The organism is Saccharothrix syringae (genome assembly GCF_009498035.1).
GTDB lineage: Bacteria > Actinomycetota > Actinomycetes > Mycobacteriales > Pseudonocardiaceae > Actinosynnema > Actinosynnema syringae.
The window spans coordinates 8,814,482-8,831,516 of sequence record NZ_CP034550.1 but is presented as its reverse complement, the minus strand read 5'-3'; the positions used below and the strand labels follow the sequence as shown (position 1 = coordinate 8,831,516).

The 17,035-nt window shown below is 73.5% G+C and carries 15 protein-coding genes; 6 read left to right on the top strand and 9 right to left on the bottom strand.

Annotation, left to right across the window (positions count from 1 at the left end; translation table 11 throughout):
- The first annotated feature begins 130 nt into the window (after nt 1–130).
- Nucleotides 131–1,429: a lipase family protein gene (locus EKG83_RS36690; RefSeq protein WP_084715984.1), complete on the top strand. Its 1,299-nt coding sequence runs from the start codon at nt 131–133 to the stop codon at nt 1,427–1,429.
- Between the two features lie 63 nt (nt 1,430–1,492).
- Here EKG83_RS36690 and EKG83_RS47250 read toward each other — a convergent pair whose 3' ends face one another.
- Nucleotides 1,493–2,695 carry a DUF6801 domain-containing protein gene (locus tag EKG83_RS47250; RefSeq protein WP_033427934.1) on the bottom strand — a complete coding sequence of 401 codons (1,203 nt, stop codon included), beginning with the start codon at nt 2,693–2,695 and terminating at the stop codon, nt 1,493–1,495.
- 221 nt (nt 2,696–2,916) lie between these two features.
- Between EKG83_RS47250 and EKG83_RS36670 the strand changes: the two genes are divergently transcribed.
- Nucleotides 2,917–3,660, top strand: coding sequence for an SDR family oxidoreductase (locus tag EKG83_RS36670; protein WP_084715983.1), 744 nt, complete (start codon nt 2,917–2,919; stop codon nt 3,658–3,660).
- Here the strand turns inward: EKG83_RS36670 and EKG83_RS36665 are convergent.
- The 3 genes from EKG83_RS36665 to EKG83_RS36655 are packed head-to-tail and all read right to left on the bottom strand — an operon-like array spanning nt 3,657 to nt 6,821.
- Nucleotides 3,657–4,199: a hypothetical protein gene (locus tag EKG83_RS36665; RefSeq protein WP_033427933.1), complete on the bottom strand. Its 543-nt coding sequence runs from the start codon at nt 4,197–4,199 to the stop codon at nt 3,657–3,659. The genes EKG83_RS36670 and EKG83_RS36665 overlap by 4 nt on opposite strands.
- A gap of 15 nt (nt 4,200–4,214) precedes the next feature.
- A complete protein-coding gene (locus EKG83_RS36660) occupies nt 4,215–4,919 on the bottom strand; it encodes an aspartate/glutamate racemase family protein (RefSeq protein WP_033427932.1) in 705 nt (234 codons plus the stop codon).
- Between the two features lie 42 nt (nt 4,920–4,961).
- A complete protein-coding gene (locus tag EKG83_RS36655) occupies nt 4,962–6,821 on the bottom strand; it encodes an ABC transporter ATP-binding protein (protein ID WP_228122973.1) in 1,860 nt (619 codons plus the stop codon).
- 157 nt (nt 6,822–6,978) lie between these two features.
- Between EKG83_RS36655 and EKG83_RS36650 the strand changes: the two genes are divergently transcribed.
- Nucleotides 6,979–7,878, top strand: coding sequence for a proteasome assembly chaperone family protein (locus tag EKG83_RS36650; protein ID WP_033428067.1), 900 nt, complete (start codon nt 6,979–6,981; stop codon nt 7,876–7,878).
- 4 nt (nt 7,879–7,882) lie between these two features.
- Here the strand turns inward: EKG83_RS36650 and EKG83_RS36645 are convergent, their stop codons facing one another.
- Genes EKG83_RS36645 through EKG83_RS36635 form a run of 3 tightly spaced genes read right to left on the bottom strand, consistent with a single transcriptional unit; the run spans nt 7,883 to nt 11,233 of the window.
- Nucleotides 7,883–8,851 (bottom strand): MsnO8 family LLM class oxidoreductase, encoded by a 969-nt coding sequence (locus EKG83_RS36645; RefSeq protein ID WP_033427930.1) that lies wholly within the window; start codon nt 8,849–8,851, stop codon nt 7,883–7,885.
- A gap of 39 nt (nt 8,852–8,890) precedes the next feature.
- Nucleotides 8,891–9,970 (bottom strand): acyl-CoA dehydrogenase family protein, encoded by a 1,080-nt coding sequence (locus EKG83_RS49305; RefSeq protein ID WP_051764480.1) that lies wholly within the window; start codon nt 9,968–9,970, stop codon nt 8,891–8,893.
- A gap of 21 nt (nt 9,971–9,991) precedes the next feature.
- Nucleotides 9,992–11,233: a glycoside hydrolase family 16 protein gene (locus EKG83_RS36635; RefSeq protein WP_033428065.1), complete on the bottom strand. Its 1,242-nt coding sequence runs from the start codon at nt 11,231–11,233 to the stop codon at nt 9,992–9,994.
- Nucleotides 11,234–11,371: 138 nt separating this feature from the next.
- On the opposite strand from EKG83_RS36635, the gene paaZ reads away from it, so the two are divergent.
- Nucleotides 11,372–13,396, top strand: a complete 2,025-nt coding sequence (gene paaZ / locus EKG83_RS36630; protein WP_033427929.1) for a phenylacetic acid degradation bifunctional protein PaaZ — start codon at nt 11,372–11,374, stop codon at nt 13,394–13,396.
- Between the two features lie 40 nt (nt 13,397–13,436).
- On the opposite strand, the gene EKG83_RS36625 is transcribed toward paaZ, so the two are convergent.
- Nucleotides 13,437–14,432: a PI-PLC domain-containing protein gene (locus tag EKG83_RS36625; RefSeq protein WP_033427928.1), complete on the bottom strand. Its 996-nt coding sequence runs from the start codon at nt 14,430–14,432 to the stop codon at nt 13,437–13,439.
- Between the two features lie 168 nt (nt 14,433–14,600).
- Between EKG83_RS36625 and EKG83_RS36620 the strand changes: the two genes are divergently transcribed.
- Nucleotides 14,601–15,440: an aldo/keto reductase gene (locus EKG83_RS36620; RefSeq protein WP_033427927.1), complete on the top strand. Its 840-nt coding sequence runs from the start codon at nt 14,601–14,603 to the stop codon at nt 15,438–15,440.
- Nucleotides 15,441–15,491: 51 nt separating this feature from the next.
- Here the strand turns inward: EKG83_RS36620 and EKG83_RS36615 are convergent, their stop codons facing one another.
- Nucleotides 15,492–16,163, bottom strand: a complete 672-nt coding sequence (locus EKG83_RS36615) for an MOSC domain-containing protein (RefSeq protein WP_033427926.1) — start codon at nt 16,161–16,163, stop codon at nt 15,492–15,494.
- Nucleotides 16,164–16,233: 70 nt separating this feature from the next.
- Between EKG83_RS36615 and EKG83_RS36610 the strand changes: the two genes are divergently transcribed.
- Nucleotides 16,234–16,980 carry a hypothetical protein gene (locus EKG83_RS36610; RefSeq protein WP_153278685.1) on the top strand — a complete coding sequence of 249 codons (747 nt, stop codon included), beginning with the start codon at nt 16,234–16,236 and terminating at the stop codon, nt 16,978–16,980.
- Nucleotides 16,981–17,035: the final 55 nt, after the last annotated feature.

Genomic DNA, 17,035 nt, shown 5'->3' with positions numbered 1-17,035 from the left:
CTTTCCGCGGCGTTGACGCCGTTCACTCTTTCGAGTGATAAAAATCCTGCGCCCCGTCACAACTCCGATCTTCGAAACCTGTGTGCCGGTGACAAATCAGGCACGCCGCCTGGACGTGTGGTCGGTGTTAATGCACTGTGCATTATCTGTGCCACATTTCACCGGGAGGTGTCATTTGCGAAAGATCTTCTCATGTTTGGCGGTCACGGTCACGGTCACGGCCGCGGCCGTGCTGACCGCCGCGCCCGCCGGTTTCCCGCCGGCGCACGCCGGGCCGCCGGGAACGGGGACGGCGGGAACAGGGGCAACAGGGACGGGAGCGGTCGGAACCGAGGCGGCCGACGACCGGTTCTACGTGCCGCCGGACCCGCTGCCCGCCGGCGCGCCCGGCGACGTCATCCGGTACCGCGCCTCGGTCGCGGGCGCGGTGCGCGCCACCGCCGACGCCTGGCAGGTGATGTACCGGTCGACCGACGCGCTCGGCCGGCCCAACGCGGTGGTCGGCACCGTCCTGGTGCCCAGAACGACCGACCCGGCCACCGCGCCGGTCGTGGCGTTCGCGGTCGGCACGCACGGCCCGGCGTTCCGGTGCGCGCCCTCGGAGATGCTGCGCATCGGCGCCCTCTACGAGCAGCCCGCGGTGAACGACCTGCTCAAGGCCGGGTACGCGGTGGCCGTCACCGACTACGAGGGCTACCGGCCCGACCCGAGGACCACCTACGTCACCGGCCGCGCCGAGGGGCACGCGGTGATCGACGCGGTCCGGGCCGCCCAGCGGCTGCCCGGCCTCGGCCTGTCGCCGACCGCGAAGGTGGTGTTCCGCGGCTACTCGCAGGGCGGCGGCGCGGCGATGTGGGCGGGCCAGCTCCAGCCGTCCTACGCGCCGGAGCTGAACCTGGTCGGGGTGGTCGGCGGCGGCGTGCCCGCCGACCTCGTGCAGGTCGCCCTGCCGCTGGACGGCCGCCGTGGCTTCGGCCTGCTCGCCTACTCGCTGATCGGCCTGGACAACGCCTACCCGGAGCTGGACCTGGAGGACTACCTCACCGAGTCCGGCAAGGCCGAGTTCGCCCGGATGCAGCGCGAGGCGTGCACCTTCGAGCTGCTGGTGGACTACCGGGACCACCGGCTCGCCGACTACACCACGTCCAGCCCCGTGCTCACGCCGCCGTGGCTGGCCCGGGTGCAGGAGAACAGGCTCGGCGGCGAGGCCATCCGGGTGCCCGTGCACCAGTACCACGCCACCGGCGACGACCTGGTCGACTTCGCCCAGGCCAAGGCGCTGCGGGACACCTACTGCCGGCTCGGCGTGCAGGTGGACTGGCGGACCTACCCCACCGACCACATCACCTCCGTCCACACGGGCAACGCGGCGGCGCAGGCATTCACCGCCGACCGGGTCGCGGGCCGGCCCGCGACCTCGAACTGCTGACCCCGTGCACAGGCGGAGACCGCCGCGCCGAACCGCGGCGGTCTCCGGTCCCGGATCGCCCGATCAGGCGGTCTTCGGGGTGAGGGTGAGCTCGATCGCGTTGTCCGGCCCCGCGGTCAGGCCGCTGACCAGGTCGTTGAACAGGCCGCAGCCGGTGAGCGCCGGGATGGTGTAGGTGCCGGAGAGCCGACCGCCGGTCAGCGGGTCGAAGCCCGGCCCGGAGACCAGGTCGATGCTCGCCGGGGTGCTGGTGCCGCAGGCCGCGTCGCTGCTGATCGGGATGCCGAACACGGTGATCGACGGCAGCTTGATGGTCACCTTCGAGTTCGACCGCACGCTGCCCGCGCTGAGCGTGCCGGTGGTCTTGCCCACGGGCGCGAACTCGACCTTGGACTCCACCGGCAGGAAGCCGAGCACGGTGAACTTGCCGCTGGTCGGCGGCAGCACCAGGTCACCGGTGAACGCGCCGGTCGCCAGGTCCAGGTCGGCGTTCAGGCCGCCGGGGCCGAGCACCACCGAGCCGCCCAGCTTCTTGATCGCCGACGAGCCGTTGAGCGTGTAGGCGTACTTGATGCCGCCCGGCGGGGTGGTCGTCGTGGTCGTCGGCCGGGTGGTGGTCGTCGTGGTGGTCGTTGTCGTGGTGGTGGTCGTCGTCGTGGTCGGGCCGCCCGACACGTCGAACCGGATCAGCTCCGGGTCCTGGCCGGGGTTCAGCGTGCAGTTGGACGTGAACGTGCCCAGCCCGGTGTCGCTGCCGTCGGCCCGCTTCGGGGTCAGCGTCGTGGTGTAGTTGCCGACCGTCACGGTGGTCGTGCCGGCCTTGGGGATCACCGCGGTGGGCACGGGCCCGCCGGCCACCACGTCGAACGCGCCCTCGGCGGGCACCGGCGTCTTCGGCACGGTCAGGCCGGGGATGGCGATGTCCAGCCCGGTGCCCGCGTTGTCCAGCCGCACGCCCGCCTCGGCGGAGCCCTCCACCGTGGCGGCGCCGACCAGCGCCAGGCCCTGCGTCGCGGTCGGCGGCACGGTCACCGTGGCGGAGAAGCCGGTGGTCTTGAGCTCACCGCCGACCGTCGTGGGCGTGTCGATGGTGGCGCGGACGCGCGTCGACATCACCTGGTTGCCGATCAGCGGGAACGGGCAGGTGAAGCTCAGGGTCTTGTCCACCTGCACGGGGGCCGCGGTGCCGGTGCCGACGGCCGTCAGCAGCCCGGCCACCACGAGCCCGGCCGTCACGCCCGCGGCCAGTGTCGTCTTCAACCTCACGGGGGTGTTCCTTCCTCGAAATTCGCCGGAAATATGCCGACCGGCGGAAGTTAACGAGCGTTCCGGTAAGCGGGCAAGGCTTTCGGGAAAAACCGGCGAAATCCGCTAAAACGCGCGCCGAACATTGTGACGTGCCGGTTCGCGGTGCTCACGGACCGACAAGAACGGTTCGGGAAACACTCGTGCGCGCGCGAAAAAATCGCGTTGTTAGGCTGTGCGCCGTGCGGAAGAAGATCCTGATCACGGGTGCCAGCGCCGGCCTGGGCGCCGAGATGGCCCGCCAGTTCGCCGCGCTGGGCCGCGACCTGGCGCTGTGCGCGCGGCGGACCGACCGGCTGGACGCGCTGCGCGACGAGCTGACCGCCGCGCACCCCGGCATCAGGGTCTCGACGCGGCAGTTGGACGTGACCGACCACGACGCGGTGTTCGAGGTGTTCCGGTCGTTCGACGAGGAGTTCGGCGGCCTGGACCGGGTCGTGGTCAACGCCGGCATCGGCAAGGGCCGCCCCGTGGGCACGGGCGGGTTCGCCGCCAACAGGCGCACCGCCGAGACGAACTTCGTGGCCGCGCTGGCGCAGTGCGAGGCCGCGATGGAGGTCTTCTACCGCCGGGAGCGGGGCCACCTGGTGCTGATCTCGTCGGTCAGCGCCGTGCGCGGCATGCCGAAGTCCATGACCACCTACGCGGCCACCAAGGCGGCCGTGTCGTCACTGGCCGAGGGCATCCGGGCGGACACCCTGGGCACGCCGATCCGGGTCAGCGCGGTCCTGCCCGGCTACATCCGGTCGGAGATGAACCCCGAGCAGCACGCGCCGCTGCTGGTCGGCACGACCGCGGGCGTGCGGGCGATGGTGCGCGCGATCGAGCGCGAGCGGCCCACCGCCTGCGTGCCCAGGTGGCCGTGGCGGGTGCTCGCGCCGGTGATCCGGCACGCGCCGCTCGGGCTGATCAGGCGCGTGCTCTAGTCGTCCTCCCGGTCCTCGCCGCGCCGGCGCAGGAACGCGAAGCCGGGGATGCCCTGGATCGCCTGCCGCATGTCCTTGGTGACCTCCAGCAGCTGGTGGATCTCCGGCCCGACCTTGTCCAGGGTGGTCAGGATCGGCAGCACGTCCTCCAGCACGTGCTTGGTCAGCACGGGGAGCTGGTCCACCAGCTCGACCGCGGCGTCCACCTCGTGCGGCGACAGCTCCTCGACGAACCGCCGCGCCAGCGGCTGGGCCTGCCGGGCCAGCGGCGCGTAGTCGTCCACCAGCCCCTGCGCCACGCGGGCGGTGCGGCCGGCGTCGGCGGTGACGCCCTCGGCGACGGCGGTCACCGCCTTCGCCCGCCCGACCAGGTCCTCGGTCTCGTCCAGCACCCGCTCGGTGCGCGCGACCAGCGCGTCGGCCCGCCGGACCACGGACTCGGCCGCCCCCAGCAGGTCCAGCACCCGGCCGGGCACGGACACGGCGGTCTCCACGGTGGTCCGCGCCAGGGAGAACAGGGCGCGCGGCGTCAGTTCCATGCCGTCCACTCTGCCTCACCGGGGCGCGGTGGACCCGTCCGCCAGCGCCAGGTCCACGCCCGCCTCCACGTGCAGCCGGGTCGAGTCGACCAGCGGCACGGTGCTGTCCGAGGCGTCCACCAGCAGCGTGATCTCCGTGCAGCCCAGGATGATCGCCTCCGCGCCGCGCTCCACCAGCCGCGCCATCACCCCCCGGTACGCCGCGCGCGAGGCGGGCTCCACCCGGTTGCGGGTCAGCTCGTCGTAGATCACGTCGTGCACCAGCGTCCGGTCCGGCTCCTCCGGCACGACGAGTTCCACGCCGTGCGCGCGCATCCGGTCGCGGTAGAAGTCCTGCTCCATGGTGAACCGGGTGCCCAGCAGCCCCACCTTCCGGTACCCGGTGAGCCGCCGCGCGGTGGCGTCCACGATGTGCACGAACGGCACCCCGACCGCGCCGGTGATCGCGTCGGCCACCTTGTGCATGGTGTTGGTGCACAACAGCACCAGTTCGGCGCCCGCGCCCTCCAGCCGGCGCGCCGCACCGGCCAGCAGCTCGCCCGCCCGCTCCCACTGCCCGGTGCGCTGCAACAGCTCGACCTCGGCGAAGTCGACGGTCAGCAGCAGGCTGGGCGCGCAGTGGTGCCCGCCCAGCCGACGCCGCGTCTCCTCGTTGAGCAGCCGGTAGTACTCCGCGGAGGACTCCCAGCTCATGCCGCCGATCAACCCGATGGTTCGCATGGCCCCGATTGTGAACGGTGTTCGCCCGCGGATCACCGGAATTCACGAGGCCGCCGCGACCGCCTCCTCCTCGGCGAACTGGGTCCGGTACAGCTCCTCGTACCGCCCGCCCGCGGCCAGCAGGTCGGCGTGCGTGCCGCGCTCCACCACCCGGCCGTCCTCCACCACCAGGATCAGGTCGGCTGCCCGGATCGTGGACAGCCGGTGCGCGATGACCACGGCCGTCCGCCCGGCCAGCGCCTCGCCCAGCGCGGCCTGCACCGCGGCCTCCGACGTGGAGTCCAGGTGCGCCGTGGCCTCGTCCAGGATCACCACGCGCGGCCTGGCCAGCAGCAGCCGGGCGATGGTCAGCCGCTGCCGCTCGCCGCCGGACAGCCGGTAGCCGCGCTCGCCGACCACGGTGTCCAGCCCGTCGGGCAGCGACTCCACCAGGTCGACCAGCCGCGCCCGCCGCAGCACGTCCCACAGCTCGTCCTCGGTCGCCGACGGCCGCGCCAGCAGCAGGTTGTCCCGGATCGACTCGTGGAAGAGGTGACCGTCCTGGGTCACCATGCCCAGCGCGTCGCGGATCGCGTCGGCGGTCAGGTCCCGCACGTCCACACCGGACAGGCGCACCGCGCCCGCGTCGACGTCGTAGAGCCGGGGGAGCAGCGAGGCGATGGTGGACTTGCCCGCGCCCGACGACCCGACCAGCGCGACCACCTGGCCCGGTTCGGCCCGGAACGACACGTCGTGCAGCACCTCCACCCCGCCGCGGGTGTCGAGCGCGGCGACCTCCTCCAGCGAGGCCAGCGAGACCCGGTCCGCCGACGGGTAGGCGAACCGGACGCCCTCGAACTCGACCGACACCGGGCCGTCGGGCAGCGGCCGCGCGTCCGGCTTCTCGGTGATCAGCGGCTTGAGGTCCAGCACCTCGAAGACCCGCTCGAAGCTCACCAGCGCGCTCATCACCTCGACCCGCGCGCTGGCCAGCGCCGTGAGCGGGGCGTAGAGCCTGGTCAGCAGCAGCGCCAGCGCCACCACCGAGCCCGCGTCGAGCTGCCCGCGCAGCGCGTAGAACCCGCCCAGCCCGTACACCAGGGCCAGCGCCAGCGCCGAGACCAGCGTCAACGCGGTCAGGAACACCGTCTGCACCATCGCGGTGCGCACCCCGATGTCGCGCACCCGCCGGGCCCGCACCGCGAACTCCGCCGACTCCCGCGAGGGCCTGCCGAACAGCTTGACCAGCGTCGCGCCCGGCGCGGAGAACCGCTCGGTCATCTGGGTGCCCATGGTCGCGTTGTGGTTGGCCGCCTCGCGCTCCAGCCGGGCCAGCCGGGACCCCATCCGCCGCGCCGGCACCACGAACACCGGCAGCAGCACCAGCGCCAGCAGCGTGATCTGCCACGACAGGCCGATCATCACCACCAGCGTCAGCACCAGTGTGACCAGGTTGCCCGCCACGCCGGCCAGCGTGTCGCTGAACGCCCGCTGCGCCCCGATCACGTCGTTGTTGAGCCTGCTGACCAGCGCCCCGGTGCGGGTGCGGGTGAAGAACGCGACCGGCATCCGCTGCACGTGGTCGAACACCGCGGTGCGCAGGTCCAGGATCAGGTCCTCGCCGATGCCCGCCGACAGCCACCGCGCCACCAGGCCCAGCCCCGCCTCGGCGACCGCGATGCCCGCGATGACGCCCGCCAGCCCGAGGACCAGCCCGGTGGTCGACCCGCCGACGATGGCGTCCACGACCCGCCCGGCGAGCACCGGCGTGACCACCGCGAGCACCGCCAGCACCACGCTCAGCGCCAGGTAGCGGGCCAGCCGCGCCCGGTGCGGTCGCGCGAACGACCAGATGCGGCGCAGCGTCGCCGCGGAGAACGGCCGGCGGTCGTCCTGGGCGTTCGTCACGTGGTAGAGCGACATCCACGCGGTGGTCTCCATGTCCATGGGCCGAACGCTAGGACCTGGAGTCGACTGGAGGTCAAGGTCCGCGGAAACCGGCCGCACCCGGGAATGGATCAAGGCGGTCCGGCGTTGAGCTGCCAGAGGACTCGTTCTTGAGCACATGGGGAGGCACGAGGTGGCGCTGGACCCGGATGAGCTGTTCGAGGTCGACTCCGACGTCCCGGACCTGACCGGAGCGGTGCTGCTGCACCACTTCGACGGCTTCATGGACGCGGGGGCGGCCGGTTCGGTGCTGGTCAACCACCTGCTGGAGGCGCACGAGCACCGCGTGGTCGCCCGGTTCGACATCGACGCCCTGATCGACTACCGGGCCCGGCGGCCGCCGATGACCTACGCCACCGACCGGTGGGAGGACTACGCCGCGCCCGAGCTGGTGGTCCACCTGCTGCACGACGCGGTGGGCACGCCGTTCCTGCTGATGACCGGCCCGGAGCCGGACCGCAGGTGGGAGGGCGTGGCGGCGGCCGTCCAGGCGCTGGTCGAGCGCTGGGGCGTGCGGCTGGCGGTCAGCTTCCACGGCATCCCGATGGGCGTGCCGCACACCCGGAAGCTGTCGGTGATCTCGCACGCCACCCGGCCGGAGCTGGTCACCGGCACCTCGCCGTTCAACCGGGTGCAGGTGCCGGGCAACCTGGCCGCGCTGATCGAGCTGCGGCTGGGCCAGGCCGGGCACGACGCGATGGGCTTCGCCGCCTACGTCCCGCACTACCTGGCGCAGGGCACCTACCCGGCGGCCGCGCTGGGCCTGCTCCAGGCGATCACCAAGTCGACGGGCCTGGTCGTGCAGGCCGCCGCGCTCAACGAGGCGGCCCAGCGGACCGACGCCGAGATCGCCCGGCAGGTGGCCGAGTCGACCGAGGTGGAGCAGGTGGTCCGGGCCCTGGAGCAGCAGTACGACGCCTTCACCGAGGCTTCGGACAACCTGCTGGTCTCGGCGGACGAGCCGCTGCCCAGCGCGGACGAGATCGGCGCCGAGCTGGAGCGCTTCCTGGCCGAGCAGCAGCGCGACCACTGAACCCTCACCGGTAGAGGTCGGCGAGCAGGCGGTACGAGGTCAGCAGGGCGTCCCGGTCGTGGGTGCTGGTGGTGACCAGGACCTCGGCCGCGCCGGTGCGCGCCACCAGGGCGTCGAGGGCCTCGCCCACCTCGTGCGGGGTGCCGAACAGGTGGCCCCGGAGCGCCTGCTCGAACGCCGCGCGCTCGCGGTCGGTCATGGGCGTGGCCAGCACGTCCTCCGGCGCGCGCAGCGGCGGGAACTCGCCCCTGGTGCGGGCGTGGGCCATCGCCCACGCCTCCGGCACCAGCAGGCGCCACGCCTCGTCCGCGGTCCCCGCCACGGCCACGGTCGCGGACACCACCACGTGGGGCTCGGCCGCCCAGACCGAGGGCCGGAACCCGGCGCGGTAGCCGGCGATGGCCTCCAGCATCGCCTCCTCGCCCCGGAACCCGCCGATGACCAGCGGCAGGCCGTGGGCGGCGGCCACCTCGGCGCCGGCCCCCGTGGCCAGCACGAACGGCGCCACGCGCAGCCCGTGCGCGGGGTAGCCGCGCACCGGCCGGTCCCCGGTGAAGTAGCCGAGCAGCTCGGTCAGCTTCGCGCCGAACTCGGCGGCGTCGGACTCGTCGTGCCCGAGCGCCCGGCGGACGGCCTTGATGAACCCCACCGACCGGCCCAGGCCCATGTCGACCCGCCCCGGGAACAGCGACTCCAGCACGCCGAACTGCTCGGCCACCACCAGCGGCTGGTGGTTGGGCAGCATCACGCCGCCCGTGCCGACCCGGATGCGCGTGGTCGCGGCGGCCACGGCGGCGGCCAGCACGGTGGGCGCGGCACCGGCCACGCCGGGCACGCCGTGGTGCTCGGCGACCCAGAAGCGGTGGTAGCCGAGCTGCTCGACCTGCCGGGCGAAGGCCACGGTGTCGCGCAGGGCCTCGGCGTGGGTGTGCCCGGCCCGCACGCGCGAGCGGTCCAGCACCGAGAGCTTCACGTGCGGTGCAACGGCCCCGCCGCGCCCGGCATTCCGCGGCTACAGGCGGGTGGTGTCGGTCGGCACGCCCAGCCGGACCCTGCTGTAGGTCTCGAACAGGCGCTTGGACACCATGGCGTGCTGCGCGGCCACGTGGGCGTCGCGCAGGCACCGCTGCAGCGGCGAGTCCTCGAACACGCCCGTGCCGCCACCGATGCCGAACGCCAGCCGGGTCACCGCGGTCGACTCGACCGCCGCGTGCGAGCACGCCAGCCGCAGCCGTGCCCGCTCCTCCGGTGAACTCGCCGCGCCGGCCACCGCGGCGGCCCAGCGCTCGGCCAGCTCGGTGCGCAGGAACGCCCGGGCCGCGGACAGCCGGGCCTGCGCCTCGGCCAGGTCCAGCTGCGCGCCCGCCTGCTCGGCCAGCACGGTCGGGGCGTGCTGCGGGGTCTTGGCCACCGCCAGCGCCTCGGCCTCCTCCACCGCGCGGGCGGCGATGCCGAGGGCGACCGCGGCCACGCCGACGGCCAGGAAGGTGAAGAACGGGAACCGCGGCAGGGGCGCGTCCACCTCCACCGCGGGCGGCCACACCAGCCGGCGCCCCGGCACGAACGCGTCCCGGACCTCCCAGTCGTGCGAGGCGGTCGCGCGCAGCCCGGCCGCGTGCCAGGTGTCGTGCACGGTCACGTCGGAGGCCGGGAACAGGGCCAGCCGCGGGCCCGCGCCGGTCACCACGCCGCCGACCACCCAGTCGCACAGCGGCACCGCGCTGCCCCAGCCCCAGCGGCCGTCCACCCGGTGGCCGCCGTCGACCGGGGTCGCCCGGCCCAGCGGCGCGGCCGTGCCCGCCACCACCGACCGCGGCGGCCCGAAGACCTCCTCGGCCGTCTCCGGCGGCAGGTACCAGGCCAGGGCCGAGGTCGCGCTGGTGGTCATCGCCGTCCACCCGGCCGAGCCGTCGGCGCGGGCCAGGTCCTCGACCTCGGCCGCCCAGGACGGCAGGTCCAGCTCCCCGCCGCCGAGGGGGGCGGGCGCGAGCATCCGCGTCGCACCCGCCCCCACCATGGCCGACACGACCGCCGGGGAGAGTCGGCGGTCGTGCTCGGCCTCGGCCGCTGCGGCTCTGATCAGGTTCAACATGCCCTGATCATGCCGTGACGATCAGGCCGCCACGTTCCACTTCTGGTTCGCGGCACCGGTGCACGTCCAGATCTGCAACCGGGTGCCGTTGGCGGAGCTGTTGTTCTGCGCGTCCAGGCACTTGTTCGCCTGGATGTTCACGATGTCGTTCGCCCCGCTGACGGCCCACCGCTGCGCGCCGGTGCCGTTGCAGTCCCACAGCTGGACCAGCGTGCCGTCGGCCGTGCCGCCGGACGCCGCGTCCAGGCACTTGCCCAGCGCGCGGATGGTGTCGCCCTGGCGGGTCCACTGCTGGGCCGCGGTGCCGTTGCAGTCGTAGAGCTGGACCGGGGTGCCGTTGGCGGGGTTCGCGCCGGCCACGTCCAGGCACTTGCCGCCGATGCCGGTGATGCGGTTGCCGGTGGGCGTGCCGCCGTCGACGGTCGACACGCGGACGTAGTCGATCACGAACTGCTGCGGGAACGTCGTGCTCGCGTCCGGGTAGCCCGGCCACTCGCCGCCGACCGCGAGGTTGAGGATGACGAAGAACGGCTTGTTGAACACCCAGGTGTTGCCGCCCAGGTCGGCGGGCGTGCGGCGCTGGTAGACGTTGCCGTCCACGGACCAGGCGATGCTGTTGGGCGACCACTCGACCGCGAAGGTGTGGAAGCCGTCGGCGAAGTTCGGGCCGTTGTAGGGCATGCCGATGCCGCCCGCGCCCGAGTAGCCGGGGCCGTGGATGGTGCCGTACACGGTGTCCAGGTCGTGGCCCAGGAACTCCATGATGTCGATCTCGCCGCTGTTGGGCCACGGGTTCCCGGAGTTGATGTCCTGGCCGAGCATCCAGAACGCGGGCCAGATGCCCTTGCCGCGCGGCATCTTCATCCGCGCCTCCACCTTGCCGTAGGTGGTGGTGAACTTGCCCGCGGTGTTGATCCGGGCGGAGGTGTACTGGCAGCGGCCGTACCAGCAGTTCCAGTTGCCGGGGTTCTCCTTGCGGGCGGTGATCACCAGGTTGCCGGCACCGTCCATCGAGGCGTTGCTCGCGGAGTCGGTGTACCACTGGTGCTCACGGTTGTTGCCGTTGTTGTTGCCCGTCTCGGTGTTCCACTTCGAGCCGTCGACCCGCGAGCCCGCCGGGCCGTTGAACTCGTCGGCCCACGTGACGGCCATCGTGCCCACGCCGGCGGCCGGGGCGGCGGCCACCACGGCCTGCTGCGCGGCCGGTACCGCGAGCGCGCTGAAGGCGAGCGCGACCGCACTCACCACCACTCGTGTCCTCATCGACACTCCCTTTCACCTCTGGCGGCGGCCAGGGCAGAACTTACTGCATCGCCTTTAATCAAGTCACGATGAAAGTAGGGGGCTTTACTGTCGGTCAAGCCGGGACACCCACCGGCCCGACGAGGAGGTCGACACCCGATGACCACGCTGCGCAGCTACGTGTCCGGTCGCTGGCACGCACCCACCGCCGAGGGGGCACCCCTGCACGACGCGGTGACCGGCGAGGAGGTCGCCCGGATCTCGTCGCAGGGCATCGACATGGCGGCGGCGCTGGACCACGGCAGGCGCGTCGGCGGCCCGGCCCTGCGCGAGCTGACGTTCCACCAGCGCGGGGCCCTGCTCAAGGCGCTCGCCTCCCACCTGAGGGAGCACCGCGACGAGCTGTACGCGCTGTCCGCCCGCACGGGCGCCACCAGGACCGACTCGCTGATCGACGTCGACGGCGGGATCGGCGTGCTGTTCAGCTATGCGAGCAAGGCCAAGCGCGAACTGCCCAACGACCGCGTCTACGTCGACGGCGCGGTCGAGCCGCTGGGGCGCGGCGGCACGTTCGTCGGCCAGCACATCGCCACCCCGCTGCGGGGCGTGGCCGTGCAGATCAACGCCTTCAACTTCCCCGTGTGGGGGCCGCTGGAGAAGTTCGCGCCCGCGTTCATCGCCGGGGTGCCCTCGCTGGTCAAGCCCGCCTCCCAGACCGCCTACGTGACCGCGAGGCTGGTCGAGCTGATGCTGGGGTCCGGCCTGCTGCCCGAGGGGTCGCTCCAGTTCGTCGCGGGCAGCGCGGGCGACCTGCTCGACCACCTCACCGAGCAGGACCTGGTCGGCTTCACCGGGTCGGCGTCGACGGCCCAGCTCCTGCGCACGCACCCGGTCGTGGTCCGCAACGGCGTGCGCTTCAACGCCGAGGCCGACTCGCTGAACTGCTCGGTCCTCGGCCCGGACGCGGTCGCGGGCACGCCCGAGTTCGACCTGTTCGTCAAGCAGCTCGCCACCGAGATGACCGCCAAGGCGGGCCAGAAGTGCACCGCGATCCGGCGCGCCCTGGTGCCCGCGGCCCTGCTCGACGAGGTCGCCGGGGCCACCGCCGCGCGGCTGGCGAAGGTGGTCGTCGGCAACCCCGCCAACGAGACCGTGCGGATGGGCGCGCTGGCCGGGCTGGAGCAGCGGGAGGAGGTCCGGCGGTCGCTGAAGGCGCTGATGGAGGCCGGTGAGGTCGTGTACGGCTCGCCGGACCGGGTGGACGTGGTGGACGCCGACGCCGAGCGCGGCGCGTTCATGTCGCCGGTGCTGCTCAAGGCCGACCCCGACCACGCGCAGCCGCACCAGGTCGAGGCGTTCGGCCCGGTGTCGACGCTGCTGCCCTACCGCGACGCGGGCCACGCCGTCGAGCTGGCCGCGCGGGGCGCGGGCAGCCTGGTCGGCTCCGTGGTGACCCACGACCCGGACTTCGCCCGCGAGGTCGTGCTCGGGGTGGCACCGTGGCACGGCCGCCTGCTGGTGCTCGACCGCGACGACGCCCAGGAGTCCACCGGCCACGGCTCGCCGCTGCCGATGCTGGTGCACGGCGGTCCCGGGCGCGCCGGCGGCGGCGAGGAGCTGGGCGGCGTGCGCGGCGTGCTGCACCACATGCAGCGCACCGCCGTGCAGGCGAGCCCCCGCGTGCTGGGCGCGGTGACCGGCCGGTGGGTCGCGGGCGCGCCGCGCGCCGAGTCCGAGGTGCACCCGTTCCGCAAGTCGTTGCGGGAGCTGAGGATCGGCGACTCGGTGACCGTCGGGCCGCGCGAGGTGACCCTGGCCGACGTCGAGCACTTCGCCGAGTTCACCGGAGACACGTTCTACGCGCACATGGACGAGGAGGCCGCGGCCGCGAACCCGTTCTTCGGCGGCCGGGTCGCGCACGGCTACCTGGTGGTGTCCTTCGCGGCCGGGCTGTTCGTCTCGCCCGAGCCGGGCCCGGTGCTGGCCAACTACGGCCTGGAGAACCTGCGGTTCCTCACGCCGACCTTCCCGGGCGACGAGCTGACCGTGACGCTGACGGCCAAGCAGATCACGCCGCGCGAGGACCAGGACTACGGCGAGGTCCGGTGGGACGCGGACGTGGTCAACCAGCGCGGCGAGTCGGTGGCCAGGTACGACGTGCTCACGCTGGTCGCCAAGCAGTAGGGCGGTGCGGGCCCCGGCGCGGCCGGGGCCCGCGTCCCCGTCACACCCGGTAGCCGACGACCGCCGGGTCGACCCAGTCGCTGGAGACGACGGTGGCGCCCTTGCCCGCCAGCAGCCGCACCCGCGCCCGCGCGTCGGCGGTCGACGGGGTGCGCGCGTCGATCGCGGGCGCCACGGCGTGCGCGTCGGTCATCACCACCAGGTAGTGGCCGCCCAGGTAGGAGTCGCCGGGCCAGGCCGCGTAGGACGCGGCGCTGCCGTCGAACGCCACGAACCACGGCGCCCGCGCACCGCCCCGGTCGCCCACCCGCGGGTCGGCCTGCGAGGCGCCGACGATCGCCGGGAAGGCCGTCGCGGTGGGCAGGGTGCCCGCGGCGCGGGCGGCGATCAGCCGGTCCGCGTACTCCAGGTCGGTGTCGTAGTTGTCGAACGGGTTGGCCCGCTCGAAGGTGCCGGACTCGGCCAGGATCGCGAACTTGCCGGTCAGCGCCGACCGGTCCGGCCACGCGCCCGCGCGGGCCGCGCTGTCGAGGTCGGGGTGCGCGCCGATGAGCTGCGCGGGGCCGAAGACGTTGGCGGTGCCCAGGTTCTCGGCCACGAGCCGGTCGAACTCGTCGGGCCCGTACCCGCCCCGGTCGTCGAAGCCGTTCTTGAACTCGACCTTGAGCACCACCAGCGGGTGGTCGGGGTTGCGGTCGTGCCACAGCCGGACGTTGCGCAGGCAGGTGGCCAGGTTCTGGTCGCGCGCGCCGGTGCGCAACTGGTCGTAGGTCGTGGCGCGGGCGCAGTTGTTGGCGTTGCCCGGCTCGTGCCCGACCTGGAAGTCGCGGCTGAACAGGAAGTTGGACCACACGTCCAGCTCGACGAGGCCGGGCCGCTTGTCCAGCACGTCGACCAGGTAGGGGGCGGCTTGCTGCGCGTAGGCGTTGTGGACGCCCACCGAGGTCCCGCCGGTCGCCGTGGCGGCGCTCGCGGTACCCGGCAGGCCCAGCAGCGCGGTGGCTGCGGCGACTGCGACGGTCAGACGCTTCCTCACTGAAGGCTCCTCGGTGTCCTGCGCCCGGGTCGCGTCCCACCCTAGGAAGGCGAAGCGCGGTCGCGGTGTCCGCCAAGTGGACGCCCGCGGGCGGCCGGGAACACACGCGCACTCCGTGGAGTTGGCACAGAAGTTCGCTTACTGACGAAGTACTGAGGAGCACCTGAAGTGTCTTCGACCATCACGCTCGGTGGCGACCTGACCGTCAACCGGCTCGGCTTCGGTGCCATGCGGTTGACCGGCCCGGGCATCTGGGGCGACCCGGCCGACCGCGACAACGCCATCGCGGTGCTGCGCCGCGCGGTCGAGCTGGGCGTCAACTTCATCGACACCGCGGACTCCTACGGCCCGCACGTCAACGAGCACCTGATCCGGGAGGCGCTGCACCCGTACGCGGACGACCTGGTCATCGCCACCAAGGGCGGCCTGGTGCGGACCGGCCCGGACGAGTGGGTCCCGCTGGGCAAGCCCGCCTACCTGCGGCAGGCCGTGGAGACCAGCCTGGTGCGCCTCGGCGTCGAGCGCATCGACCTCTACCAGCTGCACCGGGTCGACCCGGAGGTGCCGCTGGAGGACCAGGTCGGCGAGCTGAAGAAGCTCCAGGACGAGGGCAAGATCCGGCACATCGGCCTGTCCGAGGTGGACGTGGCGCAGTTGAAGGCGGCGCAGGCCGTCGCGCCCATCGCGAGCGTGCAGAACCTCTACAACCTGGCGACCCGGCACCACGAGGCCGTGCTGGAGCACACCACCGAGCACGGGATCGCGTTCATCCCGTGGTTCCCGGTGGCGACCGGCGACCTCGCCCGGCCCGGCGGCGTGCTCGACTCGGCCGCCGGGGAGCACGGTGCCACGCCCGCCCAGCTCGCGCTGGCGTGGCTGCTGCACCGGTCGCCGGTCGTGCTGCCGATCCCCGGCACGTCCTCGCTCGCGCACCTGGAGGAGAACACGGCGGCGGCGCGGATCGAGCTGTCGGCGGAGGAGTTCGAGAAGCTGACGGCGCTGGCCTGACGCGGTCGGCCCGGTGGGACCGGTGGGACCGGTCCCACCGGCCCCGCTCGACTACGCCGGGTCGGACGCGGGGGCGGCCAGCCGCCGCTCGACCCGGCGCCGCGCGTCCGCGGGCAGGTCGTCGCCCGCCGCCAGCAGGCCGGGCAGCAGCTCGGGCTCGGTCAGCAGGGCGCGGAACGCGCGGGCGATCGTCACGTCGTGGTCGGGCCGGTGGACGACCTCGACCGGGTCGCCCGCGGTGATCACCCCCGGCTCCAGCACCCGCAGGTACGCCCCCGGCACCGCGCGCCGGGTGAACGCCTTCACCCAGCCGCCCCGCTCCATCACCGCCGCGAACGTCCGGCAGGGCACGCGCGGGCTCGTCACCTGCAGCAACGCGCTGCCCACCCGCCAGCGCTCACCCACCAGCGCGCCGGAGACGTCCAGCCCCGCCGTGGTCAGGTTCTCCCCGAACAGCCCGGGCGGCACGTCCCGGCCCAGCTCCACCGCCCAGTCGTCCAGGTCCTCCCGCGCGTAGGCGTAGACGGCCTGGTCGTCGCCGCCGTGGTGGCGCAGGTCGGAGATGTGGTCGCCGACCAGGCCGCTGCCGCCGACCCCCCGCGGTCCGGGCGCGCGGACCTCGACCGGCGTGGTGACCGGGCGCTTGCCGATGCCGGTGTGGCCGACCTCGGCCTGCTCGAACCGGACGCGGGAACCGATGTTGACCGACAGGACGCTGGGCATGGGTCAGACGGTAACCCGACCACTTTCCCGGTTCGCCACCGATTACCGGCTCGGGTGGGGGAGGATGGCGGTGCCACACCACACCCGGGGGGAGTACATGCGCAGGGCCCTGGTCGTGTTCGCGCTGGCCGCGCTGGTGGCGGGGTGCGCGCAGCGGACGGGCCTGCCGGCGCCCACGCTGGGCCCCGCCCTGGACGACAGCGCCGCCCTGGTCTCCGTCGTCGCCGGGCGCGCCGACGAGCAGCGCTCCGTGCGGTTCGACTCGGAGAACGCCATGGGCGGCCTGCGCGTGGAGCTGAACGGCGACCTGCTGCGCGCCCGCGAGGGGCGGCTGGTGGCGTTGAGCGACGCCACCACCGACGTGGTCGTGCTGGCCGACGCGGGCTGGTCGCGCACCTCCGGCGGTGCCTGGACCAGGCACGACCTGGCCGACCGGGCCCCGGTGCGGGCGGACACCACGGTGGCCGGCCTGCCGGACGAGGTCGACCCGGCCGCGGTCGTGCGGTCGCTGGAGGGCGGGCTGGTCGTGGAGAAGGCCGAGGAGGAGCTGGACGGCGCGCCGACGCGCCGCTACACCATGCTGGTGAACCTGCGGCAGCAGGCGGAGCGGACGCGCGACACCACCCGCCGGGCCCAGTTGCTGGCGGCCGACGAGTCCGGGTTCACCGCGATCGCGACGGTGTGGGTGGGGGCCGGCGACCTGCCGGTGCGGGTGGAGCAGGTGCTGAGGACGCAGGAGGAGACCGTGTTCCAGCGCGTGGAGCACCGGTTCACCGACTGGAACGCCGACATCCGGATCGGCACGCCGACCCCGTAGCACCGGCCGGGTACCGGCCCGCGGGCACGCCGCCGACCCGCGATCACCCCGCCGC

What these genes read in the sequence shown, in the direction of transcription:
- EKG83_RS36690 (WP_084715984.1), top strand. Translation starts at nt 131, where the DNA reads ATGCACTGTGCATTATCTGTGCCACATTTCACCGGGAGGTGTCATTTG.
- EKG83_RS36665 (WP_033427933.1), bottom strand. Translation starts at nt 4,199, where the DNA reads ATGGAACTGACGCCGCGCGCCCTGTTCTCCCTGGCGCGGACCACCGTG.
- EKG83_RS36660 (WP_033427932.1), bottom strand. Translation starts at nt 4,919, where the DNA reads ATGCGAACCATCGGGTTGATCGGCGGCATGAGCTGGGAGTCCTCCGCG.
- EKG83_RS36655 (WP_228122973.1), bottom strand. Translation starts at nt 6,821, where the DNA reads ATGTCGCTCTACCACGTGACGAACGCCCAGGACGACCGCCGGCCGTTC.
- EKG83_RS49305 (WP_051764480.1), bottom strand. Translation starts at nt 9,970, where the DNA reads ATGTTGAACCTGATCAGAGCCGCAGCGGCCGAGGCCGAGCACGACCGC.
- EKG83_RS36635 (WP_033428065.1), bottom strand. Translation starts at nt 11,233, where the DNA reads ATGAGGACACGAGTGGTGGTGAGTGCGGTCGCGCTCGCCTTCAGCGCG.
- paaZ (WP_033427929.1), top strand. Translation starts at nt 11,372, where the DNA reads ATGACCACGCTGCGCAGCTACGTGTCCGGTCGCTGGCACGCACCCACC.
- EKG83_RS36615 (WP_033427926.1), bottom strand. Translation starts at nt 16,163, where the DNA reads ATGCCCAGCGTCCTGTCGGTCAACATCGGTTCCCGCGTCCGGTTCGAG.